The organism is Mesorhizobium sp. NBSH29 (assembly GCF_015500055.1).
Classification (GTDB): Bacteria; Pseudomonadota; Alphaproteobacteria; order Rhizobiales; family Rhizobiaceae; genus Neomesorhizobium.
Map to the genome: position 1 here is coordinate 1,101,925 of NZ_CP045492.1, position 25,103 is coordinate 1,127,027.

The window sequence follows — 25,103 nt, forward strand, 5'->3', positions numbered from 1 at the left end:
GGGAGGGGGCACTATGGCCCCCTCCACCGTTTCATGTCGCGTCCGCTACTGGGCGCTGGCGGAGACGTCGGTCATCAGCTTGCGCACGGCGCTCGCCTCGAAGACCGGCGCGACCTTGATCTCGCCAGCGACAACCTGATCGCGGATCTTCTGGATATCGGCCCAGACATCATCCGGAACCTGGTCCGTCTTGAGGAGCTTCACCGAATCGTCGGCGAGGCCAATCGCGTAGGTCTTGGTGCCGAACGTATCGTCCTTGAGGTCGCTGATCATCTGCGCGTAGACCGGCGTGATGTCCCAGACCACGGAGCTGAGCAGGAAGCCCTTGCCGACCGAAGTCTTGTCGCCAATCACGTCAATGAAAAGCACCTTGCCGCCATCAGCCGCCTTGGTGGTTTCCACCGCTTGCAGCATGCCGAAGCTCGACCCGTTACCTTGGCCGAAGATAATGTCGGCACCGGCAGCGATGACGCTTTCGCTGACCCGACGTCCGCCGGCTGCATCAGAGTAGGCGGCAGGTCCAATCACCGCGTAGGTGATCTTCACCTCGGAGTTTTCCGCCTTCACGCCTTCGGCAAAGCCTGCCGACTGCGAGTTCCATGATGGCGGCTCGCCGGAGACGACGATACCGACATGCTTGGAACGGCTCATCTTGGCGGCAAGCCGGCCAGCCAGATAGGCACCCTCATGGCCGCTCAGCGTGTAGTCGGCAACAAGGCCTTCCTTGAGCGCCTGCGGCGAATCGACGATCGCCACTGGTACATTGGTCTCCGCCGCGATCTCCGGGGCTGAGGTCGCATAGCCACTGGCGTGGGCGATGATCAGGCTTACGCCGTCAGCTGCGATCTCGCGCAGAGCGGGACGCACGTCGCCGTAGCCCAGACCCGAAGCAACGATGACCTCGACGCCGGCCGCCTTGCCTGCTGCCTTGGCTGAATCGACACCCTGCTGGTTCCAGCCGAAATCGGTACCTTCCTCAGGCGTAACGATGGCGATTGACTTGACCTCAGCGGCAAGAGCTGTTCCCGCCATGAACGAGGCGACCAGCGCCGCTGTGATGCTCTTCTTCCATCTCGATTTCATATCTATTTCTCCCATTTGGTTCAGTTCCCAGTTCTTGTTTCCAGAAATCAGGTTATGATCCTGATCGTGATTTACAGTTCGAGTGTTTTTTAACTATGCGCTTTGCCCTCCTCTCGTTTGCCGCCGCATCCCTGTTGTGTACCGGTGCTCGTGCCGCTGAAACGGTGGACCTCAAAGGTCTCGTTGCCGTGCCAACGAAAGTCCGCAATTCGGGCGATGCGCCGATTCTGTGCCAGGCTGAGATCGCGCACTGGTTTGCCACCGACCTGGTCCGCATCGAGCCGGGCGCGACGGCCACGCTCGATCTGCGGTTTGATACGCAAAGCGGCGCCTGGGCCGTGCTCAACGCAGGCGGCGAAGCCCTGCCGCTGGAGCGCGCCTGGTGCGGCGTCGAAGGCCATACCTATGAGACGCGTTTCACGTTGGCCCTTGATCGCTCCAACCCGCAGCCGGCAACGCTCGACTGCCGGCCGCAGGCGGCCGGTTTGAGCTGTAGCCAAAACGGGCTCTGAAGCGTGGATCACTGTGCAGCCTTCTTGTCGACGAGCGCGCGAAGCAGCTCGTATTCGGCCTGAACCTCAGGCTGTTCGGCGAGCAGGCCAGCCGAGAGCTCGGCGAATTCCGCCTCCATCTTTGTCTGGTCTGCCTCCGACAGCTGGTGCACGACGCCGCCATTGTCGCCCCAGATCTTGTACGTCTTCTCGACGTTCTCGACGCCCCACGGAAAGACCTGCTTTTCGGCTGCGCGCCCTGCTTCGATGATCGCGGTCTTCACCGCTTCCGGCTGCGCCTGGAACCAGTCTTCATTGACCACTGTCATCGACACGATCTCAGCGAAGCGCAGATCGAGAATGTGCTTGCCTACGTCGTAATATTTGAAGGCGGTGAGGATCGGCATCCCGACCAGCATGCCATCCAGCCCGCCCGACTCGAGCTGCGGAATGACTTCCGTCAACGCCAGCGGCAACGGTGTAGCGCCAACCTTTTCCATCGGCTTGATCTGCAGCGGCGAGGCGAAGGTGCGGATCTTCAGACCCTTCAGGCCGGCCAGCGTATCGACTTCCTTCATCGTGAAGACGACGGTCGGGCTGTTGTAAATGGCGCCGATGACCCGCAACCCCTTGTTGAGGAACATCTCCTCCAGATGCTGGCGGTATTCAGGGTCATGGATGGCGTTAGCCACATTCTGCGGCGACTTAAACAGGCCGGGCACGTCGAACGCCTGGAAGCGCGGATCGACATTGGTCATGAAGGATGTCGGCGTAGTGAATGCCTCGATCGTACCGAGCAGCACGCCCTCGACCATCCTCGGGATAGCGCCGAGCTGGCTTGCCGGATAAATCTCGGTCTTTACGGCATCGCCGACGCGGGTCTCCAGTTCCTTAGCAAATACCTTTTGCCATTCATGCTGGACATCGTTGATGGTCGCTGTTGCCAGCTTCATCGTGGTCTGGGCCTGCGCCGCGTGGGGCAACAGCGCGATTGCGGCGGTAAGCCCGGCTAAGCGGAAAAATTTCGTAAGCATTGGCGTTCCTTTTTTCTAGAGCGACCTGCCGAGAGTGAGCGACAGCGCGGGGACATAGGTGATGACGAGCAGAGCGAGGATCAGCACCGCCACAAATGGCAGAACCCCGCGATAGAGTGTATGTGCCGGCAGCCCGGTAACCGACTGGGCGACAAACAGGTTGAGGCCGAAGGGCGGGGTAAACATGCCGATCGCCAGGTTGACCGTCATGACGATGCCGAAATGGATGGGATCGATGCCGAGCGAGATTGCGATCGGCGCCAGAAGCGGCGCGAAGACGAGGATTGCCGAGGTCGGGTCCAGAAAGCAGCCGATCAGAAGCAGGACGATGTTGACCACCATCAGGAAGGTGAACGCGTCAAGCTGCAACGCCGTGATCCAGGCGGTGATCGCCTGCGGCACACCCTGTGTCGTCAGCATCCAGGTGATAACGCCGGCAGCAGCAACGATGATCAGGATCTGGCCTGACAAAAGTGCCGCATTGCCTGCCGCGCGGATAATGTCTGCGACCGTCATTGTCCGGTAGATGAAGAGTGCCACCACAATGGCATAGAGACAGGCAAAGCCGCCGGCCTCGGTAGGCGAAAAGATACCGTTGTAGATGCCACCGAGGACGAAGATCGGCATCAGGAGTGCCCAGAATGCATCCCTCGTGGCGCGCCATGCGACAGCCGGCTCGAACCGGTTTTCGCTTGGAATGCGGTGGCGCAGTGCGACCAGAATGACAAAAGCTGCCATCATCGCCGCCATCAGCAGGCCAGGCAGCACGCCGGCCATGAACAGGCGCGGGATCGATTGTTCGGCCGCCAGCCCATAGAGTATCATCGCGATGCTGGGCGGAATGACGATGTCTATGGCGCCGCTCGAGGCGATCAGTCCGCCGGCCCGTGCCTCGCCGTAACCGGCAGCAACCAGCTTGGGATAAAGCGTCTTGGCCAGGGCACCCACCGCAGCCGCGCTCGACCCGCTGATTGCCCCGATGGCTGTCGATGAGCCCACGGTGGCTACACCCAGCGCGCCCGGCACACGGCCTGCCATTGCCAGAGCCCAGTTGATCAGCCGGTTGGCGATGCCACTGGTGCCCATAAGCTCGCCAGCAAGCACGAAAAAGGGGATCGCCAGCAGCGCATAATTGTCGAGACCGCCGAACAGAACCTGCTGTAGCGCGGGCGCCGGCATCGGGGTAACAAACACCATCGTCACCGACGCGGCGGTCAGGAATACCAGGAAGACAGGCGTGCCCAGGAAGAGCAGCAGCAGCGGCAGAATGACAAGTGACAGGATCATGGCGCGGCATCCTGATGCGGTTCATCGCGGATATAGGCGCGGATATCGCGTGCCAGCATGATGAGCCCGGCGAACGCCATGCCGCCGAATCCGACCAGAAGGGCTGCGTGGGGAACTGCCATGGGCACACCAAGACCCATGCTGCTGATGCCGAGGCGCGAAAGGCGGGCGATGAACAGCCATGATGCGTAGGCGGCAAAGCCGCAGGCGAACAGCGCAGCTGTATCATGGACGATGTGGAGCAGGTGGCGCGCGCGGCCTACGGCATAGAGTGGTAGCAGATTGACGTTGATATGCGAACGCAGGCTCAGCGATAAAATCGCCCCGATCATCACGGCCCAGATGACGACGAACACCATCAGTTCATCGGCACCGACCGGGGAAATTCCGAGAATATAGCGGCTGACCGCATTGACGACATTGACGCCGACGACGAACAGCAGAACGAGACCGAGCAGCGTGTGCAGGCCGTTCTGAACAATTCCGCCCACGCGCGGCGGGATCGGCCGTGGCAAGGGATGTGGCAGGCGCTGGCTGGTCTTGTCGCTCATGGTCTCATTCGCCTCCCTCGAGAATGCGACGGATCGCGACGAGCTTGCGCGCACGCTCGCGCTGCAACTCGGCGATGCGCTCGGAGGTGTAGGAATAGATCCCCTCGCCTGACTTGATGCCGAGCTTGCCGGCTGCCATCTGCTTGGTGACCAGCGGCGCCACGTCCTTGCGGTCAGCGAGGTCGGTGTTGAGAAAGGTGGAGACCGAATGGTATATATCCATCCCGGCCATATCGAGAAGCGCCATCGGACCGACCACGGCAAGCTTGTAGCCGATACCCCAGGAGACACAGGTGTCCACGTCCTCGGGCTCGATCACGCCGCGCTCCACGAGATCGACCACCTCGCGCAGCAAAGCGTAGAGTACCCGGTTCTCGACGAAGCCCGGCACATCCTTCTTCACCAGCACCGGCAGTAGTCCCAGCGCACGGATCAGGTCGCGGATCGTCGCCACGGTTTCGGGAGCGGTGCGCTCGCCGGCGATGACCTCGATCATCGGCACGATATGCGGCGGGTTCGACCAGTGCATCCCGACCATCCGTTCGGGGTGAGAGATGTGGGCCTGCAGGCTCGTGATCGGAATGCCCGATGTGTCTGAGGCAACGATCGTTTCTGGCCCGATGAGGCTGTCGATCGCCCGGTAGACCTCGGCTTTCATCTCGATGTTTTCGGGGACGTTTTCGATAACCAGATCGGCACCGGAAACAACATCCGCAAGCGAATCCGTAAACCGCACGGCGCCCCCGGATGTCCGCGCAATGCCCAGCGCATCCAGCACGGTTTCAGCGGCGCTCAGCATGGCGCCTGCCCGCTCGATGGCTGCAGGCGCGACATCGTAGGCGCACACCTCCAGACCACCCCTGGCAAGTCGGGCGGCAATGCCAGGGCCCATGGTACCAAGGCCGATAATGGCGACACGCTGTATCATCAGGCAGCTTCCCTTTGACGTGATGAGGCAACCAGATCGGCAGCCTTCTCGGCGATCATGATCACCGCTGCGTTGATGTTCCCGCAGACCAGGTCCGGCATCACCGAGGCGTCGACGACGCGCAGCCCGGCAACACCGCGCACATTGAGCTGCGGGTCGACGACCGAGGCATTATCTATCCCCATGCGGCAGGTTCCGGCCGGGTGATGAACGGTGATTGAGGTGTTGCGAATATGCTCGTCTATTTCCGCATCGGTCTGGCACGTGGGACCGGGGAAAAACTCTGCCTTGATGAACGGCTCCATCGCCGGCTGCGCGGCAAGCGCGCGTGCGACCCGAAAGCCGGCCCGCAGCGATTCCCAATCTTTTGGCGAGGCGAGGAAATTCTGGTGAATCAGCGGCGCCGCCATCGGATCGCCAGACGCCAGCTTGAGCGTACCCCGGCTTTCGGGCTGCGTTGCCACGATGCGTGTTGCAAACCCGTCCTCGAACGGTGCCTTGAAGGGTGGAAAATAGGGCCAGGCGGCAAGCGGCGCGGCAGTAAACAGTAATTGCACGTCTGGCAGCGGCCGTTCTGGCCCACTTTTGAGGAATGCGACAACTCCACCTGGCACATCGGCAGAAAAACCGTGTCCGGTCAGATAGGTCTTGAGAAAATCCAGGCCGATGCGATCTGCTCGCATGGCGCGCAGGAATGGTCCCGGTGTCCGGCGTCGATACATGAGGATGACAGAGACATGATCCTGAAGGTTTTTGCCCACTTCGGGCAACGCCACGACCGTCTCGATGCCATGTTCTGACAATTCCGCAGACGAGCCGATGCCAGAGAGCATCAACAGTTGCGGCGAGTTGATCACGCCGCCGGCGAGCAGCACCTCCTGCCGGGCTGTGACGGTTCGCTCGGCGTCGTGGTGCAGAAACGTCACTCCAGTGGCACGCCGGCCCTCCAGCACGATTTTCGTCGCATATGCTTCAGTCAGCACCGTAAGATTGGGCCGCTTCAGGGCTGGTCGCAAATAGGCTGAGGCCGAAGAACACCGCCGGCCTTTGCCGATGGTCATCTGCAGCCGTCCAAAGCCTTCCTGTTGCGCGCCATTGTAATCATCTGTCTGCGGGTATCCCGCCTCAACGCTCGCCTGCGCGAAGGCGTCGATCAGCGGGTCCTTGTAGCGGCAAAATTGCGTATTGATCGGCCCATCGCCACCGCGGAAGCGGGTCTCGCCCCGCTCCCAAGTTTCTTGCTTGAGGAAGTAGGGCAGCACCTTCTCATACGACCAGTCCGTAAGGCCGCTCGCAGCCCAGCGGTCATAGTCGCCGCGATTGCCGCGCACATAGGCCATGGCATTCGTAGAGGACGAGCCGCCGATCACCTTCCCACGAGCGCACTCCACCCGGCGGCCGCCGACATTGTCTTCCGGCTCGCAGAAATACATCCAGTCGTGGCGGCGCTCGGTCAGTATTTTACCCCAGCCGAGCGGCACATGGATCAGTGGGTCGCTGTCCCAGCCACCGGCCTCGAGCAAAAGTACGCTGCATGACGGGTCCGCGCTGAGCCTGTTGGCCAGCACACAGCCGGCCGACCCGGCCCCAACGATGATGTAGTCGTAGCTTTGCGCGTGCTGCATGGGTTCACTGCTTCCAGCTGGCGCCGATGCGCCAGTTTGATGTTTGATGTGCGAAGTGCCGAAGCACTAGGCCAACCCCGCCTGCCGCAGGCGCTGCGACCAGTGGTCCCAACCCCGATCGATCTGTGCGCCGACGAGGCTGCCAGCGGATTTGACCTCTCCTGGCGACAGATATTTGATGGTGCCTACCTGTAGGCCAGCCGTCTGCGCGGCTGCGTTCTGTTCGGTGTAGAATGCACGGAACACCACTTCGCGCACCGAGCGTCCGACATTGACGACGCCATGGCGCGCCATGAGCACCACCGCCTGATCACCAAGCGTTTGGGCAATATCGCGGCAGACATCGTGGCTGCCACCGAACAGGTCAGTTTCATCGCCCAGTCGGTCGCGGATCTCATAAACGGGCACCGTCTCGCCCAGGAACGCACCCATATGGGTTACCGGCCGCAAGGGTTGGTCGGTGAAGCAATAAGGCAGCACAGCGGGAGAGTGGCTGTGCAACACGCACTGCACATCTGGCCGTGCCTTGTAGATTTCGCTGTGAATGTAGCGCTCCAGATAGGCCGGACGGTTGTCCGACGTCTCACCCTCGAGGTCGAAGCGCATGATGTCGTCGGCGGTGATAAGGCTCGGCGCGAGCTTGCCGGCCAGAAGGAAGCTTCGTGCATCGTCCGGATCGCGGGCACTGATGTGCCCGAATGTATCCAGGATGCCTTCGTTCAAAAGGATCTTCGTGGCTGTAACCAGCTCTTCGATAACCGTTGGCCGACCGGAATTATGTTCCGACATGGTGGTACTCCCATTGCAGCGCGGCCCCGTGCTTTGCGCGATTGTTATCGGGGCCGTGAATTTCAGTTGTTCTGGTAGGTGCCGACAATCCGGTTCTGTTCGATGATGTTGCCGGCATACTTTTCCAGAAACGCTTCGCGATTGGGCTTTCCTTCGACGGCCGTGTCGAGGGCGTAGACCCAAAAATAGTAGTGGTGCACGCCATGGCCTGCAGGCGGCATGGGACCAAAGTACTGATGATCGCCCGCACCATTGGGGCCGACGCGGTACTTTTCCTGTGCGTCGGAAAGGTCGGTCGCCGACGGGTCGATACCGTAGACGGTCCAGTGCGTGAAGCCGTTCGGCAAGGGCGCATCAGGGTCATGGCAAATAACGGCGAGTTCCTTGGTTCCCGCCGGAACGCCGCTCACGGTAAGCTTGGGCAGCACGTTTCCCTTGTCACCGGAATGCACGTCGTTCAGCTTTCCGAGCGGCTGGAAGTCCGGGGAAGAAATCTTGAGGTCCTTGATATTAAGGGGCATGGAATGTCTTTCTCTATTCAGTATTCAATGAGTTCAGGCGGTGGCCAACAGCTCGGCAACGGTTTTTCCGCCAACGCGCTGATGGACGCGTGGACCGGTCGCGACAGCCACGCAGATGAGGAGTTCATCCGGACGCGGGCCATCGGGCGCGCAGAAGGTCACGGCGTCGTAGTGGGACCGGATGTAGAGTTCGTCTTTGTGCGCCAGCGGAATGTCGATCGAGGTTCCTGCAGCAGCTACCTTGCTGACAGAGGAGATCCACGCATTGCCACCACCCACCTGCTCACGCAGTGGATCGCCAAAGAGGGTGGTGATGCAGGCAACGACGTGTTCCTGCTCGCCGGCTGTCCCGGCAATACCCCCCTTGCCATAACTTTCGACCTGTCTGTCGCCGAGCAGGGCAGCAGCCCGCTCGCCCAACGCATGGCCGATAGCCGCACTCGGCCCGGTTAGTTCGGACAGATCGCTGACGAACTTCCCGGCGAAGGGATTACGGATGATGACGCCCACAGCAGCCTTGATCAGCGTGTCGCTCACTGCCCCGCCATCGTGACGAACTTCCTGCACGGTGGAATACCAGCCGCGCACTTCGTAATGCTTTTCCACTTCCGCCGAATGTTTCATGCTTGTCTCCTGGGGAGCGCGGCTCTGCTGCGCCTTCCGATTAAAATTGCAGACCGGTGCCCGGTCTTTACTGTGGCCATGAATAGACGCGTCCCAGCGGGTCGTAGCTGGCAGCTTCCAGAGCTGCAGGCGTGAACATGTTGCCTTTGGAGAGCGAGCGATTGGCCGCATATTCGCCCGACACTGCCTGGCAGCGGTCGGTGATGGGGCGCATCCGCTTCTCCCATGCCGACAGGGCATCTTCCACGGATGTACCTTCAGCCAGGTCCTGCGACAGGCTGTACGCGTTGACCATCGAGCAGCCCGCACCCTGCGCGAGCGCCGGGCACATGGCGTGGGCGGCATCGCCGACCAGCGCGACCTTTCCCCGCGTCCAGCTATCCAGCTTGGTGGTCTCGTATTTGTCGTAGCGGGCGTTCTTCAGTTTAGCCGCCTCGATAAGGCAAGGTTCAAGGAAGGGGAACATTTCGACCCACACCTCGAGGTCAAGTGGCACAGCCGATCCGCGCGGATCTGCAGCCGGCGCCATCAGTCCCAGATAGAGTTCGGTTTCATTACATGGGGAATAGAGAATGCGTTGCACGCGCGGCCAGAAGTTCCACATGTCGATGGTGTTGTCCCATTCGCCATGGCCTAGCTGGTCTTTCATACGCGGAACGATAAGCCGGATGATACCGTCCTTAGATACCCATCGGTCCTGCTTGAACCCGATGGAATCGCGGACCTTGGAGCCGACGCCGTCGGCACCAACAATGAGGTCGGCTTCCAGCACTTCACCGGTCTGGAGGGTCAGGCGACCTTCCGGGTCCGCCGCCACGGCTTCCGAGTTCGCCCTGATGTCGACGCCGACCGCTCGGGCACGAGCCACGAGCGCGTCATGCAGGTGGCTGCGCGTCATGATCCGCCACGGCAGTCCGTTGAAGGTCTCGCGGGACACCGACTTGTTGTGCATCCAGGTTTCGTAGGTCGGCGGCGTGTGGGAGCCCTGCAGAACCTCGTTCAACGCACCCACGCCTTCAAGCACGCGCAGGCCATTGTGCCAGAGATAGATGCCGGCACCGAACGCTCGCAACTCCGGGCTCTTCTCATGCAGCCGCACGTCCCAGCCGTTTTGCCTGAGCGCAATTGCTGCGGTCAGGCCGGCAAACCCTCCACCTGCGATTTCGGCGCGGCGGCTTTTGCCGGAAGTTCTGTTCAGATTAGGCATACTGTCATTCCTGCTGCGTGCGCTGCCGTCAGGCGTCGATAAAATTGGTGATTGCTTTCAACGTGATACTGGGAGACGTTTCGTTGACGTAATGATCTGCGCCGGGGACCACGACCACCGGTAGGTCCGGCCGCAACTGGCTGGTCTTTGCCAGCGCTTCGGCCGAAACAAGCTTGCTGTTTCCACCTCGGATGATCAGGACGGGCCGCTCTACGGCGCGGTAGGCGGTGGTCAGATCTGCCCGCAATCCTGTGACGATCTGCGCCATCGCGGCAGGAGATGCCAACGGGCGCAGCCCTCCTTCCGACCGTTCATACCCGGTCTCCGCCCGGATTCTGATCGCATCGGGGGGGATGTTTGGATAGCGGTTGGCCAGATATGTCTGGATGGCCGGTAGGTCATCGAACAGCTGGCTGCCAGCGTTCACCCGCGCCTCAAGCGCATCCAAGACCTCGGTCTCGATATACGGCGTGAAATCGATCGCGACGACAGAACGCACGAGCTCCGGATAGTGGGCGGCGGCGGTGACGGCATTTCGTGAGCCGAGCGAATGCCCGATCAGAATGGCTGGACCCCGGTCAAGGCTGCGAATGAGCGCGGCGATGTCGCCCGCGAAATCGTCGGCACCGTAGCCGCTGTCGGGCTTGTCGCTGCGGCCGTGGCCTCTCTGGTCGACCGCGATGGTGGTGAAACGATGCGAAAGCTGTGCCATCATTGGCATGAAGACGGCGGAGTTCGCGGTAATGCCGTGAAAGAACAGCATCAGCGGCCCCGACCCCGCCTCACGCACGTTGAGCATGATGCGGCCGGTGTCGATCTGCCGTGATCCGATCTGGTCGAAGGATATGCCTGCCGCCATCTCGATTTCGTTCCCCCCGCAGTTTAGCTCGCCTCAAGAGGATCACATTCCGCAGGGTCTCGTCAACCCGATTGTCTGACATTCTTGCAATCTTAAAAATTGACAATCGACCATTTCTGGCTGTCTTTCTGTGAGGGCATCGCGTAAGATGCAGGCTATCCTCAACACAGGCCGTGAGACCCAGTGCATGCCGCCAGAACTGAATCTACGGGTTTTGCCGCGCACTGTGCAGCAGGAAACCGTCGACAAACTCAGGCTCGCGATTTTCTCCGGAATGTTCCAGCCCGGGAGCCGGCTCATCGAGAGTCAGCTGTGCACGCAGCTTGGCATCAGCCGCCCCTCTCTACGCGAGGCACTGCGCAGCTTGGAAGCCGAACGGCTGATTGAGATCGTGCCCAATCGCGGCCCGTCAGTGCCGGCGCTGTCCTGGAAGGTGGCAACCGGCATCTATGAGGTGCGCGAGTTGCTGGAGGTTGAAGCCGCGGGACGGTGTGCATTGCGGATCGAGCCGGCACAGCTGCAGGAGCTTCACGCCGCGCTTCTGGCTTTTGAAACCGCCGCATCAAGCCATGACAGCCTTGCCCAGGTGACCACCGCCGCCGATTTCTATTCGGTCATCCTCGCCAACTGCGGGAACCCTATCCTTGAGGAGGTGCACCGCGGATTGGTGGCGCGCATCAGCGTATTCCGGGGACGGTCGATGTCGCTTGACGGGCGGGCGCAAAGCAGTCTCAGGGAGATGCGCGAGATTTACGAGGCCATCGCCGCGAACGACGAGAAAGCTGCCCGCAAAGCATCGCGCAAGCACGTTCTGAAGGCCAAGGCGGCTGCGAAAACCGCCATGGACAGCATGAAGTAGCATTTTAGCGCGCAGTGGCCGACTGGCCCACGCGCCGCCGCATTATGCCTGTCGTATAAAATTCCCGGAGCAATGATGGCCAGCACCGACCCCGATCGCACGCTTCACGCAGATATTGCGATTGTCGGTGCAGGGTCGGCAGGCGCTCTCATCGCTGCTCGCCTCAGCGAAGATTCATCGCGTACAGTGGTTCTGATCGAAGCGGGTGCTGAGGCGCGTGATCCCGACATATGGAACCCGTCTGCATGGCCGGCACTCCAGGGCCGTGCCTATGACTGGGATTACCGCACGCAGCCGCAGGCCCGCACTGCCGGACGCACTCATCATTGGGCGCGCGGAAAAGTGGTCGGCGGGTCAAGTTGCCTGCACGCCATGGGCTACATGCGCGGCCATCCGGATGATTTCGAGGCCTGGGTCGACGCAACCGGCGATTCCCGATGGGGTTGGGAGGCGCTTTCGCGCGCATTCCGGCTGATTGAGGACCACCCTCTGGGTGGCGACGGCATCCATGGGCTGGGTGGGCCCATGCCGGTTTACATGCCGGGCGATGAACTGAGCCCCGTCGCGCGGGCTTTCATCGAGGCCGGTGCAGCCCTCGGCCTGCCAAGGCTGCAGGGCCATAGCAGCGGCACGATGATCGGTGTCACGCCCAATTCCTTGAATATTCGCCGCGGGCGACGGGTTACCGTGGCGGATGCCTGGCTGACACCGACCGTACGAAGCCGCCCTAATCTGCGGATCTGTTTGGCAACGCGGGCCCAGCACCTTGTTCTTTCCGGCAGCCGCGTTGAAGGTGTCGCGGTGATTGACCGGGAGGGTCCGTTCGAAATCCTGGCCGATCAACTCGTGCTGTGCAGCGGGGCACTGGAAAGTCCGGCATTGCTGATGCGCTCGGGCATCGGACCGGAAGAGATACTTCACCAGGCCGGGGTGGTATGTTTGATCGCCCTGCCGGGCGTCGGCGATAATCTGCAGGACCATTTGCTGGGTGCCGGAAATCTCTACGCAGCCCTTAAGCGGGTCCCGCCATCGCGCCTCCAGCATTCGGAATCAATGGCGTATATGCGTGCGGGAGATTTCACCGCCGGTGGCCAGCCAGAGATCGTGGTCGGCTGCGGCGTAGCACCCATTGTTTCGGAGTGCTTCGAGGCGCCGGCCGCGGGATCGGCCTATTCGCTGCTGTTCGGGGTGACCCATCCTTCCAGCCGGGGCAGCATCCGAATCAGCGGCGCCACTGCAGCAGATCCCTTGATCATCGATCCTGCGTATCTGCAGACGGAGCGGGACCGCGCCCTATTCAGGCAGGCGCTTGAAGCGGCGCGCATGATTGGCCACCACGGGGAGTTTGCCGAATGGCGTATGGATGAACTCCTGCCGGGTCCCCTGACAAGCCGCTCTGAGATCGACGATTTTATCGCCCGCAGCGTTATTACGCATCATCATCCCTGCGGCACCTGCAGCATGGGTGCACACTCTGATGCCGTGGTTGACGCCGGTCTGCGGCTTCGCGGGCTCGATAACCTCTATGTTGCCGATGCCTCTGTTATTCCGAGCATCACGTCGGGGCCGATCCACGCAGCGGTGCTGGCTATTGCCGAAACCTTCGCGGCAACCATGGTCTCAGGGCGATGAGCCGGCCCACCACCGACCGGGACATACCATAATCGTCGGGAGTTGTGTTCCCCCCGCCTCTGTCTATATCTTTGCAGACAGAGGTACCGAACCCGAAAATGACCAAACCCGTTGCTGACCAAACGCTGCAATCGCTGGATACGCGGTCGCGCGATATCTTTCGGTTGATTGTCGATTCCTATCTGCAGGAGGGCGAACCACTGGGCTCGCGCAACCTGTCGCGGCGGCTGCCGCAGTCGCTGTCACCAGCCACTGTACGCAATGTGATGAGCGACCTGGAACATCTGGGTCTCGTCTATTCGCCGCACATCTCGGCTGGCCGACTGCCCACGCAAAAGGGACTGCGGCTCTTCATCGACGCTTTCATGGAGGTTGGCGACCTGACGGACGATGAGCGGCGCGTGATGGAAACTCAGGTCAACGCGTCGGGCAGCGGCGCGACGCTGGAGCAGATGCTGACCGAGGCCAGCCAGATGCTGTCGGGCCTGTCTCGCGGTGCCGGCATGGTCCTGGCCACAAAAAGCGAGGCGGCGCTCAAACATATCGAATTTATCCAGCTTGAGCCCACCAAGGCACTGGCGGTGCTGGTGTCGCAAAATGGTGATGTCGAGAACCGCGTCGTCGATCTTCCGGCCGGCGTCACCACCTCGCAGTTGCACGAGGCGTCGAACTTCCTCAATGCCCATATTCGTGGCCGCACACTTTCCGAAGCACGCATTGAGATTGCGCGACTGCGCAAAGACACCAAGGCAGCGCTCGACACGCTGTCACAGGATCTTGTCGACAAGGGCCTGGCAATATGGGCCGGCACGGAAACCGATATGCCGGCACGGCTGATTGTGCGCGGGCGCGGAAATCTGTTGGAGAACGTCACTGCCCAGACCGATATCGAGCTGCTGCGCCATCTGTTCGAGGATCTGGAGACCAAGGACGGGCTGATGCAGCTGCTCGACCTTGCCGAAGAGGGCTCCGGCGTGCGGATCTTCATCGGTTCGGAGAACCGGCTGTTTTCCCTTTCGGGTTCCTCGCTGGTGGTAGCGCCCTATCGCGACAAGGATTCGCGCGTCATCGGCGCGCTGGGCGTGATCGGTCCGACGCGGCTGAATTATGCGCGTATCGTGCCAATGGTGGATTATACCGCGCAACTGATCAGCCGGATGCTGCGTTAGCACCTTCACGAGCCCGACAACCCTTGATTTTTGGAACTTGAACCTCGATATCGGGGCTTGAACACCCGCATGAGTGAGTAACTGGAAGCGACGATGAGCGAACAGGAAAATAATCTACCCGACCCCGAAGAGGCAATCGTGAGCGAAGCGCTCGAGGCTGAGGCGTTCGAGGGGTCTGAAATGCCGGGCGACGGCGGCGATTATGAGGTCGTTGTGCGCCTGATGAAGGAAAACGACGAGCTGAAGGACCGCGCGCTGCGTGCTGCTGCGGAAATGGAGAATTTGCGTCGCCGCACAGCCCGCGACGTGCACGATGCGCGCGCCTATGCGGTATCGAATTTCGCCCGCGACATGCTGGCAGTTTCGGACAATCTGCGCCGCGCGCTTGATGCGATCCCAGTTGAGGCGAAGGAAGCTGGCGATGCTGGCTTTGCCGCGCTGATCGAGGGCGTCGAGATGACCGAACGTGTCATGCTGTCGACGCTGGAACGTCACGGCGTAAAAAAGCTGGCCCCTGAGGGTGAAAAGTTCGACCCGAATTTCCACCAGGCCATGTTCGAAGTGCCAAATCCGGATGTACCGGCCAATACGGTGGTGCAGGTGGTGCAGCCTGGCTATTCCATCGGCGAGCGCGTGCTGCGCCCAGCCATGGTCGGCGTGGCCAAGGGTGGTCCCAAGGCGGCCGCAGCTGAGACCCCCGCTGAACCAGGCCCTGTTAATGAAATGGCTGAAAAAGACGCCTGATTCTGGCGTCTTTTTCAGCTGATATCAGCTATCGACCAGAACGCCCGCATGGACGGCTAGCGCCATCAAGGCTGTGCGGGCTTCTTCGGCGGTCTTCTTGCCTGCGATAGCAGCTTCCACTACTTCGCGCGTCGACTGATAAAACGGTCCCCGACGCGCCTGCGGCCAGTCGATTAGCACTTCACACGCATCCTTGACAGATTGAACTGTCCTGATGGTGTGTTCATTGCCGACCGTAAGTTTCACGTCACTGTCAAAGTGGTCCGTCATGGTGGTGCCCTCAAACTGATATGAAGTTTCTAGCGGTGTTTTGACGAGCCCTGCTCGAGAAGGTTCGCTTCCATTGCGGCGGCTTCGAACGCGGTTTGTGCGTCGATCATCGATCGATGACCGTCGAGTACCTTTAGGCACGCGTCGAGCGCATCCCGGTGGCGCGGGCCGTGGTTGGCAGGCCACCAGTACATCAGACAATCCAGTGCCTCATGCGTATCGGCAACCGTTCTGGTTCTCCCATACTCCGTGAAGCAAACCCGGATCGGTCGGGTGAAGGATTTGTGTTCCATGCACCGAAAACGCGCTCATGGCCTCCCGGTTCCGACGTCTCTCATCACATATTCTTACGAGAAGGTGGGTTCCCGTTCAGTGGCTGCGAGTAGCAGCGTTGACCCGCCCGCAGCCAGCATTAGCGCCCTTGAGAGTCATGAGCCCGCTGTACATATCGGTTTCTGTTGGCCAGCAAAATGGGGAGTTGACGCTTCAGGAACGATGTTTTGCATTTAATTCAAAATTTACCTTGTGTTAGCGCGGAGCGCCCATTCTTGGTTTTCTGGGGAACCAACGCCGATGGCAGGGATTGACCATGCGTAACAGGAACAGGACCATGATGCCCCGCAGCCCAGACCAACCGGCAAGCTTGCCCGCAACGATCAGGAGACAAATTCGCTCAAAAGCGAATGTCAGCTACCTACAATCGCTGCCGGCGTTTCGGGTGGACGAGGAGCTGCCGTCCGATATCCAGCAAATGCTAAACGCTATTGATGCAGCTGCCGCCAAAAAATCGTCGGGCCGTGAACAATAGGTTTTTTGGTAACCTGAACTCAGCTGCCGGTTCTCCGGCGCCGCCACGAATAGGCCTCGCCTGCCTCGGCAGCTTTCGCAGATGGCTGGTAATGTAACGCGATCCCGCCTGCCACGCCCTGCTTGAGGCGTTTTAACAGCACCGGATGCGTCACTTCAAATTGATCGAACCCGACACGTAGCATATGGGGCAGCTGATCAATCAGCACCTTCCCGCTAGCGCGCACAACGCCCTCAAAGCCATAGCGACTGCGCAATAGCTCGGCCTTTGAGAAAGAGCGCCCGTCAGTAAACGCTGGGAATGCCAACGCCACCAGCGTCAGGTTGCCCAGATGCGGCAGGAGCGCCTCCAGCACATCGCCCGGCTGCAGCACCACGCCAAGACGCTCGCTGGCTGAGATACGGGTTTCTGCGTCAAGGGCCAGGAAAGCGTCGAGCGGCAGGATCACACGACCATTTGAAGCAAGCGCGTCGGCTGTGTCGGCGTGGGTCCACTCATCCTCGACAAAGCCGGCTGGCGTCCACAGACGCGATGAAGAATTCTCGGTTTCGTTCATCACGCGTTTCCAGCAGTAGCGAGAGATTTGTCGAGCACGGGCATGTGGATGCCGCATTCGGTTTTGTTGAGGCCGGCCCAGCGACCACTGCGCGCATCTGCGCCTGCTTCCACGACCTTGGTGCAGGGAAAACAGCCGATGGACAGGTAGCCATAGGCCACCAGCGGATTTTCGCGAAGATTGTGGGCTTGCATATACGCGCCGATGTCATCCGGAGACCAGCGCGCGAGAGGATTGACGCGGGCGCGGGGCCCTACCGCTTCGAACACCGGCAAGGCTGTGCGCGTGGAGGCCTGGAACCGCTTGCGCCCGGTGACCCATGCTTTATAGGGCTCAACCCCCCGCGCCATCGGCTCGACCTTGCGGATCGCGCAGCAGGCATCGGTGTCGCGCTGGTGCAGCGTGCCGTCTCGGTCGTCGCGGTTGAGCGCCAGTTGCAGGGGACCGATGACCTTGATGTTGGTCAAACCGAAATCCTCTGCCAGCGCATCGCGATAATGAAGCGTTTCCTCAAAGTGCTTGCCTGTATCGAGAAAAATGACAGGGAGCGAGGCATCGACGGTGGCGATCATGTGCAAAAGCACCGCCGAATCCGCGCCGAAGGATGAGACCGCGGCGATCTGGTCTGGAAAATAGCGAAGCGCGGCGCGCTCGATCACCTCGATCGGCTCAAGGTCACCGTAACGCTGGTCAAGCAGCGCCGCCTGCTCGCCCATCGCGCGATCTGCATCATCGACGGTCATATCAGGCGGCCTTGGCTTCAGCGCCGTACAGTGCTGCTTTGAAGGGGGCCGCGCCGACCCGGCGATAGGCTGCAAGAAAAGTCTCATCCCGGTCTTCGCGCAGGCCAAGATAAGTCTCTACCACAGTCTCAATGGCATCCGTGATTTCCTCAGGTCCAAAACCACGACCGACAATCTCGCCAATCGACGTGTTTTCGTCGCCAGAACCGCCAAGCGTAACCTGGTAGAGCTCGGCACCTTTTTTCTCGACGCCAAGAATGCCGATATGGCCAACATGATGGTGGCCGCAAGCATTGATGCAGCCGGAAATCTTCAGCTTCAATTCGCCGATGTCGCGCTGGCGCTCCAGCGAGGCAAACCGGTTGGAGATGTTCTGCGCCACCGAGATGGAGCGCGCATTGGCAAGCGCGCAGTAATCCAGCCCGGGGCAGGCGATAATATCGGAGATCAGCCCGGCATTGGCCGTCGCGAGCCCTGTTTCAACCAGCGCGTCGAACACGGCCTTGAGGTCGGCGCGTGCCACATGCGGAATCACGAGATTCTGTTCATGGGTTACGCGGATCTCGTCGAAACCGTAGCGTTCGGCGAGGTCGGCCACCGCCTCCATCTGGCTGTCGGAGGCATCGCCCGGCACCTCGCCGATGCCCTTCAGCGAAATCGTCACCGCCGCATAATCGGCATTGCTGTGGGTGGTGACATTCTGGTCCACCCATTCGGAAAAACTGCGGGAATCAAGCCGCGCCAGCCGCACCGCGTCATCGCCATCAGCCCGCACAGGCAGTGCCGGCGGCGCGAAATAGGCTTGAATGGCGGCGATGTCGTTTCCCGGTAGCGTCAAGTCGCTGTCCTTCAGCGCGTCAAACTCAGCCTCGACCTGTCGGGCGAATTCTTCGGTGCCGGTCTCGTGGACCAGGATCTTGATTCGGGCCTTGTATTTGTTGTCGCGCCTTCCGTTCAGATTGTAGACGCGCAGAATCGCGGTAGCGTAGGAAAGCAGGTGCTTCTCTGGCAGGAAGTCGCGGATCTTCTTGGCGATCAACGGCGTGCGGCCCTGACCACCACCGACATATACGGCAAAGCCGAGTTCGCCCTCAGCATTCTTCTTCAGATGCAGGCCGATATCGTGGGTCTGGATCGCCGCGCGGTCGCGCTCGGCTCCGGTTACGGCAATCTTGAACTTGCGTGGCAGATAGGAAAATTCCGGATGCACCGACGACCATTGCCGCAGGATCTCGGCATAGGGGCGCGGATCCGCGACTTCGTCGGCGGCAGCGCCGGCGAAATGGTCGGCGGTCACGTTGCGGATGCAATTGCCCGAGGTCTGGATCGCATGCATTTCAACGCTGGCGAGATCATCGAGGATGGCCGGTACGTCTGACAATGCCGGCCAGTTGTACTGGATATTCTGGCGTGTGGTGAAATGGCCATAGCCGCGGTCATATTTGCGCGCGATGTGGGCTAACATCCGCAACTGCTTCGCATTCAGCGTGCCATAGGGAATGGCGACGCGCAGCATGTAGGCATGGAGTTGCAGATAGACACCGTTCATCAACCGGAGCGGGCGGAACTGCTCTTCGGTGATCTCGCCAGCCAGCCGGCGGTCGACCTGATCGCGAAACTCGGCGACACGGGCGCCGACAAACTCGTGGTCGAACTCGTCATAACGGTACATGATCTACTCTTTCAGCTTCAGGCTGCTTGAGAAATTTTCGGACGGGCCTGTTTGCCAAGGTCGTTACGGTTGGTCGGGCCCGAAGCGCGGATGCGCTCTCGCAGGCGGATAGGGACGATGGCACCGCCGACAAGCTCGATGTCGACCATGGCAACGTCGACGACGAGGTTGCGGTCGTGCGCTGCCTTGCCGATGACCTCAAGCCGTTCCTCGTCCGCCTTGTCGGCAGCGACGGTGGCGGTATCGATCATTTCAGCCCAATGGTCGCCGGCATACCAGACAGCTTCGCCATCGATCAGCCGGTTGGCAGTGAGTATTTTCATGCGTGGGCTCCCTGGGCAGTTTTGGCTAAAAGCGCACGTTGGCTGGTCAGCGGTTCTGAATTGGCAAAGTTGGCGCCGGCAACGGCATCGCCGATGAGTGTCATGACCGGGCCAGAAAGTTCATCGCGGTGCTCCAGCGCCGGCAGATCGGCGATTGTGCCGTGGAACAGTCGGCGCGTGCCAAGGCTGGCGTTTTCGACGACGGCCACTGCTGTATCCGGGGACAATCCGGCCTCGATCAGGCGGCCCGCAACATCTGCGGCGACCGAGCGTCCCATATAGACAGCGACAGTGGCACCCGAGATTGCCAGTCTGCCCCAGTCAGGCAATGTCTCGCCCTTGAGGTCGTGCCCGGTGGTGAAGACCAGCGAAGAGGCAACGCCGCGCAGCGTCAATGGCAGCTCGAACTCGGCCGCGGCTGCAAATGCGGCGGTGACGCCCGGCACCACTTCATAAGAGATGTTTGCATCGCGCAGCGCCTGCATTTCCTCGCCCGCGCGGCCAAACACCAGCGGATCGCCGCTCTTCAGCCGCACCACGCGCTTGCCTTGCTGACCAAGCGCGACGAGCAGATCGTTGATCTCAGCCTGGCTCTTGGAGTGACAACCCTTGCGCTTTCCAACCGGAAGGCGCTCGGCATCGCGCCGACCCATGGCCACCACGGCCTCGGGCACCAGTGCGTCATAAACAATGAAATCGGCCTGCATGAGCAGCCTCTGGGCGCGCAGCGTCAACAGATCCTCCGCGCCGGGGCCAGCACCCACGAGCGCGATGTGGCCTTCAGCTGCGGTGCGACGTGCAAGCAACAGATTGGCAGCTTCCTCGGCCTCAGCGGCATGGCCGATTTCCAGTGCACGTGCAGGCTCGCCCTCGAAGAAATCGCGCCAGAAGCGGCGACGAGCACTGCCGCGCGGCAACAGCGCCTCGGCACGCTCGCGAAAATCGGCGGCAAGACTGGCCAGCCGGCCAAGCGTGGGCGACAGCATCTGATCCACGCGGGCGCGGATCATCTGGGAAAGCACCGGCCCTGCGCCCTCGGTACCGATCGCCACGCAAACCGGTGCGCGGTTGACGATGGCGGGCGTGAAGAAGTCGCACAGATCTGGGCGGTCGACTGCGTTGGCTGGAATTTTGATCGCCCGCGCATCGGTAACGATCCGCCGGTCCAGCGCTTCATTGCCGCTTGCGGCGAAGACCAGCGCTGCCCCGTGGAGCTGCGCTGCGTCATAGGCGTCAGCTATATGCACGGGACGGTTGGCGGCGATCCACGACCACAGCGCCGGCTCGGGCTTTTCAGCGATGATTTTGAGGATCGCGCTCGACTGTGACAACAGCCGCGCCTTGGCCAGCGCCTCCTCGCCATTGCCGACTATGACCACAGACTGGCCGTCCACCCGCATAAAAACGGGGAAGGCGTTAAGCTTTGCTTGTTCTGTCGTCATGTGTGGACAGCCTTTCGGAAGCGGATCTAAAATGTACATGCGCAACTCAACCCCAAGAAGGAATGCGCTCGCGCCACCTTTCCAGCCCAGCAATCGCTTTTGCGGCAACGAGTACGACAAGAGAATTTTTTTCCGGCGCAGCCCGAACGCGCGCTGATAGCGCCCAATCCATGACCGGCTGGTCATGCCGCCCGGGTTCGTTTAGCTTTCACTCAGGATTATTGGTTGAGGGGCCGTGAACCTTTGCGAAGCATGATGCGACAAAGCCTCAGGAAGCTGTGGCCATGAGCCATTCCGGTGGCCAGCCGACAGACGGCGAACTTGTTGCCCGCGTGGCAAAGGGTGACCGTGCGGCGGTGCGGCTTCTGTTCATGCGCCATCATGCCCGGGTATATCGGTTTGTGGCGCGCCAGACAGGATCGGAATCAATGGCAGACGATATCGCCAATGAAGTGTTTCTGGAATTGTGGCGGCAGGCGCCGCGCTTTGAGGCGCGCAGCCAGGTCTCCACATGGCTGCTTGGCATTGCCCGATTCAAGGCACTTTCACATCTGCGCAAGCGCAAGGAAGAATGGCTGGACGACGACAAGGCCGAAACCATTGCCGACGGCGCCGATACGCCCGAAGTGACCGCCATGAAAGACGACAAGGGCGCGGCCCTGAAGCGCATGGTCACTGCACTGCCGGAAGAACACCGCACGGTCATCGATCTCGCCTATTATCATGGGAGTTCGGTCTCGGAGATTGCCGAAATACTCTCCATTCCCGTGGCAACCGTGAAGACCCGCATGTTTTATGCCCGCAAAAAACTCGGCGAAGCGCTCAAGGCTGCCGGTTATGACAGGGGCTGGCCATGAGCGCGAACCCGATGAATGCGGGCGACGCCATGCAGGCGCTGCTACCCTTTTACCTCAACGGGACGCTGGAAGGCGCGGATCTTGACCGCCTGGAACTTTGGCTGGCAACCGATCCTGAGGGCGCCGAGGCGCTGGCTGAAGCGGAGGCCGAGCTGTTCAGCACCATGGCGGCCAATGATGCGGTGCGCCCGCCCGCCGACGCCCTGACGCGGTTCTCCAAATCGCTTGATGACGAAGCGGGCAGCGAGCGCACCGCCAGCCAGACCTCGCTGTTTGCACGTCTTTGGAGTACGCTTGTCGGCTTGCCAGTCGGCCTCGCCTGGGCAACGGCTGCCGCAGCCATCGTGCTGGTGCTGGTGCAGGGCAGCATCAAGCCATCCAGCCAAAACCCGGATTTCGAAGTGGCCGGCAATGCTGCCGAGCAAGCCAACTGGCCGTTCGTGTTCATCGTCTTCAAGCCCGATGCCAGCATGGCCGAAATCACCGGCCTGCTCGACGGCCAGGACGCTGTTGTGTCCGACGGGCCAGGCGCGGGAGGTATTTTCCAAATTTCGTTCCCGGCCAAGACCGGCGCTGACTATGAACGGATCGTGAGTGTTTTCTCTTCCGCTCCCGTTGTGGCGGAAATCCTGCCCGGCAGGAAGCCGCCCAATGGCTAGAGCATCACGTCTCAACCTCGCCTGCCGGCACCGACAATGGATATCGGCCACCGCCTTCGGGCTGGCAACTCTGATGTTTGCCGGGCAGGCATTGGCGCAGGTGACGCCAACGCCGCGGCCAGACCCGAACAGTTCTGCAAGCGCACCGGCGGGGCCGGTAGTCCTGCCAGCCATTCTGGTCGACCTGTTTGACCCTGCCGCCGCCCCGCCGTCCCCCAACCCGCCTCCGGTCGCGCCACTGGCCAATCGTCCGCTCTTGCTGGTTGCACCACAGGCAGTCTCTGGCGCGTTCGTTCCCGACGAGGTGCTGGTGTCGATCAATGGAGACCCGCAGGCTGCGGCAACTGTGGCTGCAGCCCTCGGCCTGGAGGTTCGCTCGATGCGCCAATCCGCCCTTCTAGGCGTCACGGTGGCGCGGTTCGGCATTCCCGATGGACGCCCGGTCGGCGTGGTGCTGGCGCAGCTCGCCGGCGATGCGCGCATCCTGTCGCGCGCGCCCAATCATATTTACAGCCTGCAGCAGGCTGCCACTATCGGCAGCTACGCTTTCGGGCGGATCGAGATCGCGGCAGCTGAGGCAAGGGGAACCGGGGTGCGCATTGCCGTCATCGATACCGCCGCAGACGAGACGCATCCGGCCCTTGCCGGCGTGATTGCCGGCACCTTCGATGCCATGGAGGAAACGCCGGTTGCCGACCGCGGCCATGGCACCTCGATCACAGGCATTCTGGCCGGCATCGGTGTGTCGCCGGGCATTGCACCGGGTGCCGTGATTTTTCATGCTCGCGCCTTTGAGGGTGGCCGCTCAACCATGTCTGTCATCCTATCAGCGCTCGACTGGGCGGCAGAGCAGGATGTGCGGCTGATCAATATGAGCTTTGTCGGGCCCGCCAATGACCTGATGGCGCGTGCGGTGGGGGCGGCACGCGAGCGCGGAATCCTGTTGGTAGCCGCCGCCGGCAATAACGGTCCTCAGGCGCCCTATGGCTATCCAGCCGCCTATCCCGAGGTGATTGCGGTCACCGCGACAGACGACGAGGATGGGCTAATGGAGCAGGCCAATCGCGGCCCCTATGTCTATGTCGCAGCGCCCGGCGTGCAACTGGTCGCGCCGGTGCCTGGCGGCACAGATCTGGTCACCGGCACATCCTTTGCGGCAGCGGTGGTTAGCGGCGCAATTGCAAACCTTCTGTCCGCTGCGCCGGACCATTCCGCCGACTGGGTGGAGCACGCCCTGGCCAGCACAGCCCACGATCTTGGGCCCGCAGGCCGCGATACTGATTTCGGCTTCGGCCTGATCAACACAAAAGCTGCAGCGGCTGCCAGGTAAGCCTATATCCGCACGGCTGAGACTGACCCGCGCACGATGAGATCCACCGGCCAGATCTCACCAGTAGGTTCGCTCTCCTGTCCTGAAATGCGGGCCGCCAACCGTGCTGCGACGCGCGCCCCTGCAGCCCGGATCGATGAGCGTGTCGTTGACAGCGGGACCGAGAAGTTTTCCGGCTTCAGCCAGGGAAACACGTCGTCGTGGGCAATCAGCGACACGTCGTCGGGGATGGTCAGTCCGAGATCGCGGATGGCGCGAACCACGCCGAGGGACATGAACAGGCTGGAGCAGATGATCGCAGTCGGCGGCTCTATACTTTCGAGCAGCCGCCGGGTGGCGCGGTAGCCCTGCTCCTCGGTCATCGCTGTAGAGACCAGCCGGTGGTCAGGCAGGGAGAGGCCAGCCGCCGCAAGCGCATTCTTCATGCCGCGCTCGCGATGGATGGCAAAGCTGTGCGTGTTGTCGCCATTGATCAGCGCCATCTTCGTATGGCCAAGCTGGATAAGAAGTCGCGTCGCCTCCTTGAATGCTGTTTCATTGTCGATGTCGAGAAAAGGATAATCGAAGTCCAGCCCGTCGGCGCGGCCATGGACGATGTAGGGGAAACCAAGCCGGTGAACCAGTGTAACCCGCGGATCGACCGGTAGCGGCGAGGAAATATAGAGAGCGTCCACCTGCTTGTTGGCTATGATTCGGCGATAGGTGTCTTCCTCGTCGTCCACCGTTGTCGGGCTCAACACAAGGTCAAGTTCGTGGGTGCGGGCATAGTCACCCAGTCCCGACAGGAACTCGACAAAATGCGGGTCAAGATCGACGGTCGCCCCGGTGGGCATGACATAGCCGATCATGCCTGCCTTGCCGGTGGCCAGCCTCCGCGCGCTAGGATTGGGCCGGTAGCCATGTCGCTTGGCCGCGTCCATAACCCGCCGCCTTGTATCTTCCGATACCTCCGGATAGCCATTCAGAGCCCGGCTGACCGTAGTCTGCGATAGCGACAGAAGCGTGGACAGTTGTTTCAGATTCACCGGGGCCAGCTGCTC

At 61.3% G+C, this 25,103-nt stretch carries 28 protein-coding genes; 9 read left to right on the forward strand and 19 right to left on the reverse strand.

Annotated elements, in window-relative coordinates:
• Positions 1–45: 45 nt before the first annotated feature.
• Positions 46–1,083: a putative B6 ABC transporter substrate-binding protein gene (locus GA830_RS05380; protein WP_195164060.1), complete on the reverse strand. Its 1,038-nt coding sequence runs from the start codon at positions 1,081–1,083 to the stop codon at positions 46–48.
• 95 nt (positions 1,084–1,178) lie between these two features.
• Between GA830_RS05380 and GA830_RS05385 the strand changes: the two genes are divergently transcribed.
• Positions 1,179–1,595, forward strand: a complete 417-nt coding sequence (locus tag GA830_RS05385) for a hypothetical protein (RefSeq protein WP_195164061.1) — start codon at positions 1,179–1,181, stop codon at positions 1,593–1,595.
• A gap of 8 nt (positions 1,596–1,603) precedes the next feature.
• On the opposite strand, the gene GA830_RS05390 is transcribed toward GA830_RS05385, so the two are convergent.
• From GA830_RS05390 to GA830_RS05435, 10 genes are all read right to left on the reverse strand, one after another.
• Positions 1,604–2,608, reverse strand: coding sequence for a TRAP transporter substrate-binding protein (locus GA830_RS05390; RefSeq protein WP_195164062.1), 1,005 nt, complete (start codon positions 2,606–2,608; stop codon positions 1,604–1,606).
• A gap of 15 nt (positions 2,609–2,623) precedes the next feature.
• Positions 2,624–3,895 (reverse strand): TRAP transporter large permease, encoded by a 1,272-nt coding sequence (locus GA830_RS05395; protein WP_195164063.1) that lies wholly within the window; start codon positions 3,893–3,895, stop codon positions 2,624–2,626.
• Positions 3,892–4,446 (reverse strand): TRAP transporter small permease, encoded by a 555-nt coding sequence (locus GA830_RS05400; protein WP_195164064.1) that lies wholly within the window; start codon positions 4,444–4,446, stop codon positions 3,892–3,894. The genes GA830_RS05395 and GA830_RS05400 overlap by 4 nt, the downstream gene beginning before the upstream one ends.
• A 4-nt stretch (positions 4,447–4,450) precedes the next feature.
• Complete coding sequence (fhmpcd1, locus tag GA830_RS05405) at positions 4,451–5,374, reverse strand: 5-formyl-3-hydroxy-2-methylpyridine 4-carboxylate 5-dehydrogenase (RefSeq protein ID WP_195164065.1); 924 nt, start codon at positions 5,372–5,374, stop codon at positions 4,451–4,453.
• Positions 5,374–6,999 carry a GMC family oxidoreductase gene (locus GA830_RS05410; protein WP_195164066.1) on the reverse strand — a complete coding sequence of 542 codons (1,626 nt, stop codon included), beginning with the start codon at positions 6,997–6,999 and terminating at the stop codon, positions 5,374–5,376. Before GA830_RS05410 ends, fhmpcd1 begins: the two co-directional genes overlap by 1 nt.
• A 66-nt stretch (positions 7,000–7,065) precedes the next feature.
• Positions 7,066–7,788: a class II aldolase/adducin family protein gene (locus GA830_RS05415; RefSeq protein WP_195164067.1), complete on the reverse strand. Its 723-nt coding sequence runs from the start codon at positions 7,786–7,788 to the stop codon at positions 7,066–7,068.
• A gap of 62 nt (positions 7,789–7,850) precedes the next feature.
• The gene (locus tag GA830_RS05420; RefSeq protein ID WP_195164068.1) at positions 7,851–8,309 is read right to left on the reverse strand and encodes a YbhB/YbcL family Raf kinase inhibitor-like protein; all 459 of its coding nucleotides are present in this window, start codon (positions 8,307–8,309) and stop codon (positions 7,851–7,853) included.
• Positions 8,310–8,342: 33 nt separating this feature from the next.
• A complete protein-coding gene (locus GA830_RS05425) occupies positions 8,343–8,933 on the reverse strand; it encodes an amino acid synthesis family protein (protein ID WP_195164069.1) in 591 nt (196 codons plus the stop codon).
• Positions 8,934–9,000: 67 nt separating this feature from the next.
• Positions 9,001–10,140, reverse strand: a complete 1,140-nt coding sequence (locus tag GA830_RS05430; RefSeq protein ID WP_195164070.1) for an FAD-dependent oxidoreductase — start codon at positions 10,138–10,140, stop codon at positions 9,001–9,003.
• Between the two features lie 28 nt (positions 10,141–10,168).
• The gene (locus tag GA830_RS05435) at positions 10,169–10,999 is read right to left on the reverse strand and encodes an alpha/beta fold hydrolase (RefSeq protein ID WP_308460468.1); all 831 of its coding nucleotides are present in this window, start codon (positions 10,997–10,999) and stop codon (positions 10,169–10,171) included.
• A gap of 187 nt (positions 11,000–11,186) precedes the next feature.
• On the opposite strand from GA830_RS05435, the gene GA830_RS05440 reads away from it, so the two are divergent.
• The 4 genes from GA830_RS05440 to grpE all read left to right on the forward strand — a co-directional run bounded on the left by GA830_RS05440 (position 11,187) and on the right by grpE (position 15,403).
• Positions 11,187–11,858, forward strand: coding sequence for a GntR family transcriptional regulator (locus tag GA830_RS05440; RefSeq protein ID WP_195164071.1), 672 nt, complete (start codon positions 11,187–11,189; stop codon positions 11,856–11,858).
• Between the two features lie 75 nt (positions 11,859–11,933).
• On the forward strand, positions 11,934–13,490 hold the full coding sequence (locus GA830_RS05445) for a GMC family oxidoreductase (protein ID WP_195164786.1): 1,557 nt from the start codon (positions 11,934–11,936) through the stop codon (positions 13,488–13,490).
• 98 nt (positions 13,491–13,588) lie between these two features.
• Positions 13,589–14,659 (forward strand): heat-inducible transcriptional repressor HrcA, encoded by a 1,071-nt coding sequence (gene hrcA, locus GA830_RS05450; RefSeq protein WP_195164072.1) that lies wholly within the window; start codon positions 13,589–13,591, stop codon positions 14,657–14,659.
• 93 nt (positions 14,660–14,752) lie between these two features.
• Positions 14,753–15,403: a nucleotide exchange factor GrpE gene (gene grpE / locus GA830_RS05455; RefSeq protein WP_195164073.1), complete on the forward strand. Its 651-nt coding sequence runs from the start codon at positions 14,753–14,755 to the stop codon at positions 15,401–15,403.
• A 24-nt stretch (positions 15,404–15,427) separates the two neighbouring features.
• On the opposite strand, the gene GA830_RS05460 is transcribed toward grpE, so the two are convergent.
• Both GA830_RS05460 and GA830_RS05465 read right to left on the reverse strand, forming a co-directional pair.
• Complete coding sequence (locus tag GA830_RS05460; RefSeq protein WP_195164074.1) at positions 15,428–15,673, reverse strand: DUF982 domain-containing protein; 246 nt, start codon at positions 15,671–15,673, stop codon at positions 15,428–15,430.
• 29 nt (positions 15,674–15,702) lie between these two features.
• A complete protein-coding gene (locus GA830_RS05465; protein ID WP_195164075.1) occupies positions 15,703–15,966 on the reverse strand; it encodes a DUF982 domain-containing protein in 264 nt (87 codons plus the stop codon).
• A gap of 317 nt (positions 15,967–16,283) precedes the next feature.
• Between GA830_RS05465 and GA830_RS05470 the strand changes: the two genes are divergently transcribed.
• Complete coding sequence (locus tag GA830_RS05470) at positions 16,284–16,481, forward strand: hypothetical protein (protein WP_195164076.1); 198 nt, start codon at positions 16,284–16,286, stop codon at positions 16,479–16,481.
• Between the two features lie 19 nt (positions 16,482–16,500).
• On the opposite strand, the gene GA830_RS05475 is transcribed toward GA830_RS05470, so the two are convergent.
• Genes GA830_RS05475 through cysG form a run of 5 tightly spaced genes read right to left on the reverse strand, consistent with a single transcriptional unit; the run spans position 16,501 to position 21,217 of the window.
• Positions 16,501–17,037, reverse strand: a complete 537-nt coding sequence (locus tag GA830_RS05475; RefSeq protein WP_195164077.1) for a DUF934 domain-containing protein — start codon at positions 17,035–17,037, stop codon at positions 16,501–16,503.
• Complete coding sequence (locus GA830_RS05480) at positions 17,037–17,780, reverse strand: phosphoadenylyl-sulfate reductase (RefSeq protein ID WP_195164078.1); 744 nt, start codon at positions 17,778–17,780, stop codon at positions 17,037–17,039. Before GA830_RS05480 ends, GA830_RS05475 begins: the two co-directional genes overlap by 1 nt.
• A 1-nt stretch (position 17,781) precedes the next feature.
• Positions 17,782–19,452, reverse strand: a complete 1,671-nt coding sequence (locus tag GA830_RS05485) for a nitrite/sulfite reductase (protein WP_195164079.1) — start codon at positions 19,450–19,452, stop codon at positions 17,782–17,784.
• A gap of 17 nt (positions 19,453–19,469) precedes the next feature.
• The gene (locus GA830_RS05490) at positions 19,470–19,775 is read right to left on the reverse strand and encodes a DUF2849 domain-containing protein (RefSeq protein WP_195164080.1); all 306 of its coding nucleotides are present in this window, start codon (positions 19,773–19,775) and stop codon (positions 19,470–19,472) included.
• Positions 19,772–21,217: a siroheme synthase CysG gene (gene cysG / locus GA830_RS05495; protein WP_195164081.1), complete on the reverse strand. Its 1,446-nt coding sequence runs from the start codon at positions 21,215–21,217 to the stop codon at positions 19,772–19,774. Before cysG ends, GA830_RS05490 begins: the two co-directional genes overlap by 4 nt.
• A gap of 284 nt (positions 21,218–21,501) precedes the next feature.
• On the opposite strand from cysG, the gene GA830_RS05500 reads away from it, so the two are divergent.
• The 3 genes from GA830_RS05500 to GA830_RS05510 all read left to right on the forward strand — a co-directional run bounded on the left by GA830_RS05500 (position 21,502) and on the right by GA830_RS05510 (position 24,063).
• Positions 21,502–22,074 carry a sigma-70 family RNA polymerase sigma factor gene (locus tag GA830_RS05500; RefSeq protein WP_195164082.1) on the forward strand — a complete coding sequence of 191 codons (573 nt, stop codon included), beginning with the start codon at positions 21,502–21,504 and terminating at the stop codon, positions 22,072–22,074.
• Entirely contained in the window at positions 22,071–22,733 is a 663-nt protein-coding gene (locus tag GA830_RS05505) for an anti-sigma factor (protein ID WP_258045565.1), read from the forward strand. Before GA830_RS05500 ends, GA830_RS05505 begins: the two co-directional genes overlap by 4 nt.
• 73 nt (positions 22,734–22,806) lie before the next feature.
• Entirely contained in the window at positions 22,807–24,063 is a 1,257-nt protein-coding gene (locus GA830_RS05510; protein ID WP_374939307.1) for a S8 family serine peptidase, read from the forward strand.
• Positions 24,064–24,065: 2 nt separating this feature from the next.
• Here GA830_RS05510 and GA830_RS05515 read toward each other — a convergent pair whose 3' ends face one another.
• Complete coding sequence (locus GA830_RS05515; RefSeq protein WP_195164084.1) at positions 24,066–25,088, reverse strand: LacI family DNA-binding transcriptional regulator; 1,023 nt, start codon at positions 25,086–25,088, stop codon at positions 24,066–24,068.
• Positions 25,089–25,103: the final 15 nt, after the last annotated feature.

Bases quoted from the DNA above. Each gene is read 5' to 3' on its own strand.
- GA830_RS05380 (WP_195164060.1), bottom strand. From the start codon at position 1,083: ATGAAATCGAGATGGAAGAAGAGCATCACAGCGGCGCTGGTCGCCTCG.
- GA830_RS05385 (WP_195164061.1), top strand. From the start codon at position 1,179: ATGCGCTTTGCCCTCCTCTCGTTTGCCGCCGCATCCCTGTTGTGTACC.
- GA830_RS05390 (WP_195164062.1), bottom strand. From the start codon at position 2,608: ATGCTTACGAAATTTTTCCGCTTAGCCGGGCTTACCGCCGCAATCGCG.
- GA830_RS05395 (WP_195164063.1), bottom strand. From the start codon at position 3,895: ATGATCCTGTCACTTGTCATTCTGCCGCTGCTGCTGCTCTTCCTGGGC.
- GA830_RS05400 (WP_195164064.1), bottom strand. From the start codon at position 4,446: ATGAGCGACAAGACCAGCCAGCGCCTGCCACATCCCTTGCCACGGCCG.
- fhmpcd1 (WP_195164065.1), bottom strand. From the start codon at position 5,374: ATGATACAGCGTGTCGCCATTATCGGCCTTGGTACCATGGGCCCTGGC.
- GA830_RS05410 (WP_195164066.1), bottom strand. From the start codon at position 6,999: ATGCAGCACGCGCAAAGCTACGACTACATCATCGTTGGGGCCGGGTCG.
- GA830_RS05415 (WP_195164067.1), bottom strand. From the start codon at position 7,788: ATGTCGGAACATAATTCCGGTCGGCCAACGGTTATCGAAGAGCTGGTT.
- GA830_RS05420 (WP_195164068.1), bottom strand. From the start codon at position 8,309: ATGCCCCTTAATATCAAGGACCTCAAGATTTCTTCCCCGGACTTCCAG.
- GA830_RS05425 (WP_195164069.1), bottom strand. From the start codon at position 8,933: ATGAAACATTCGGCGGAAGTGGAAAAGCATTACGAAGTGCGCGGCTGG.
- GA830_RS05430 (WP_195164070.1), bottom strand. From the start codon at position 10,140: ATGCCTAATCTGAACAGAACTTCCGGCAAAAGCCGCCGCGCCGAAATC.
- GA830_RS05435 (WP_308460468.1), bottom strand. From the start codon at position 10,999: ATGGCGGCAGGCATATCCTTCGACCAGATCGGATCACGGCAGATCGAC.
- GA830_RS05440 (WP_195164071.1), top strand. From the start codon at position 11,187: ATGCCGCCAGAACTGAATCTACGGGTTTTGCCGCGCACTGTGCAGCAG.
- GA830_RS05445 (WP_195164786.1), top strand. From the start codon at position 11,934: ATGGCCAGCACCGACCCCGATCGCACGCTTCACGCAGATATTGCGATT.
- hrcA (WP_195164072.1), top strand. From the start codon at position 13,589: ATGACCAAACCCGTTGCTGACCAAACGCTGCAATCGCTGGATACGCGG.
- grpE (WP_195164073.1), top strand. From the start codon at position 14,753: ATGAGCGAACAGGAAAATAATCTACCCGACCCCGAAGAGGCAATCGTG.
- GA830_RS05460 (WP_195164074.1), bottom strand. From the start codon at position 15,673: ATGACGGACCACTTTGACAGTGACGTGAAACTTACGGTCGGCAATGAA.
- GA830_RS05465 (WP_195164075.1), bottom strand. From the start codon at position 15,966: ATGGAACACAAATCCTTCACCCGACCGATCCGGGTTTGCTTCACGGAG.
- GA830_RS05470 (WP_195164076.1), top strand. From the start codon at position 16,284: ATGATGCCCCGCAGCCCAGACCAACCGGCAAGCTTGCCCGCAACGATC.
- GA830_RS05475 (WP_195164077.1), bottom strand. From the start codon at position 17,037: ATGAACGAAACCGAGAATTCTTCATCGCGTCTGTGGACGCCAGCCGGC.
- GA830_RS05480 (WP_195164078.1), bottom strand. From the start codon at position 17,780: ATGACCGTCGATGATGCAGATCGCGCGATGGGCGAGCAGGCGGCGCTG.
- GA830_RS05485 (WP_195164079.1), bottom strand. From the start codon at position 19,452: ATGTACCGTTATGACGAGTTCGACCACGAGTTTGTCGGCGCCCGTGTC.
- GA830_RS05490 (WP_195164080.1), bottom strand. From the start codon at position 19,775: ATGAAAATACTCACTGCCAACCGGCTGATCGATGGCGAAGCTGTCTGG.
- cysG (WP_195164081.1), bottom strand. From the start codon at position 21,217: ATGACGACAGAACAAGCAAAGCTTAACGCCTTCCCCGTTTTTATGCGG.
- GA830_RS05500 (WP_195164082.1), top strand. From the start codon at position 21,502: ATGAGCCATTCCGGTGGCCAGCCGACAGACGGCGAACTTGTTGCCCGC.
- GA830_RS05505 (WP_258045565.1), top strand. From the start codon at position 22,071: ATGAGCGCGAACCCGATGAATGCGGGCGACGCCATGCAGGCGCTGCTA.
- GA830_RS05510 (WP_374939307.1), top strand. From the start codon at position 22,807: ATGTTTGCCGGGCAGGCATTGGCGCAGGTGACGCCAACGCCGCGGCCA.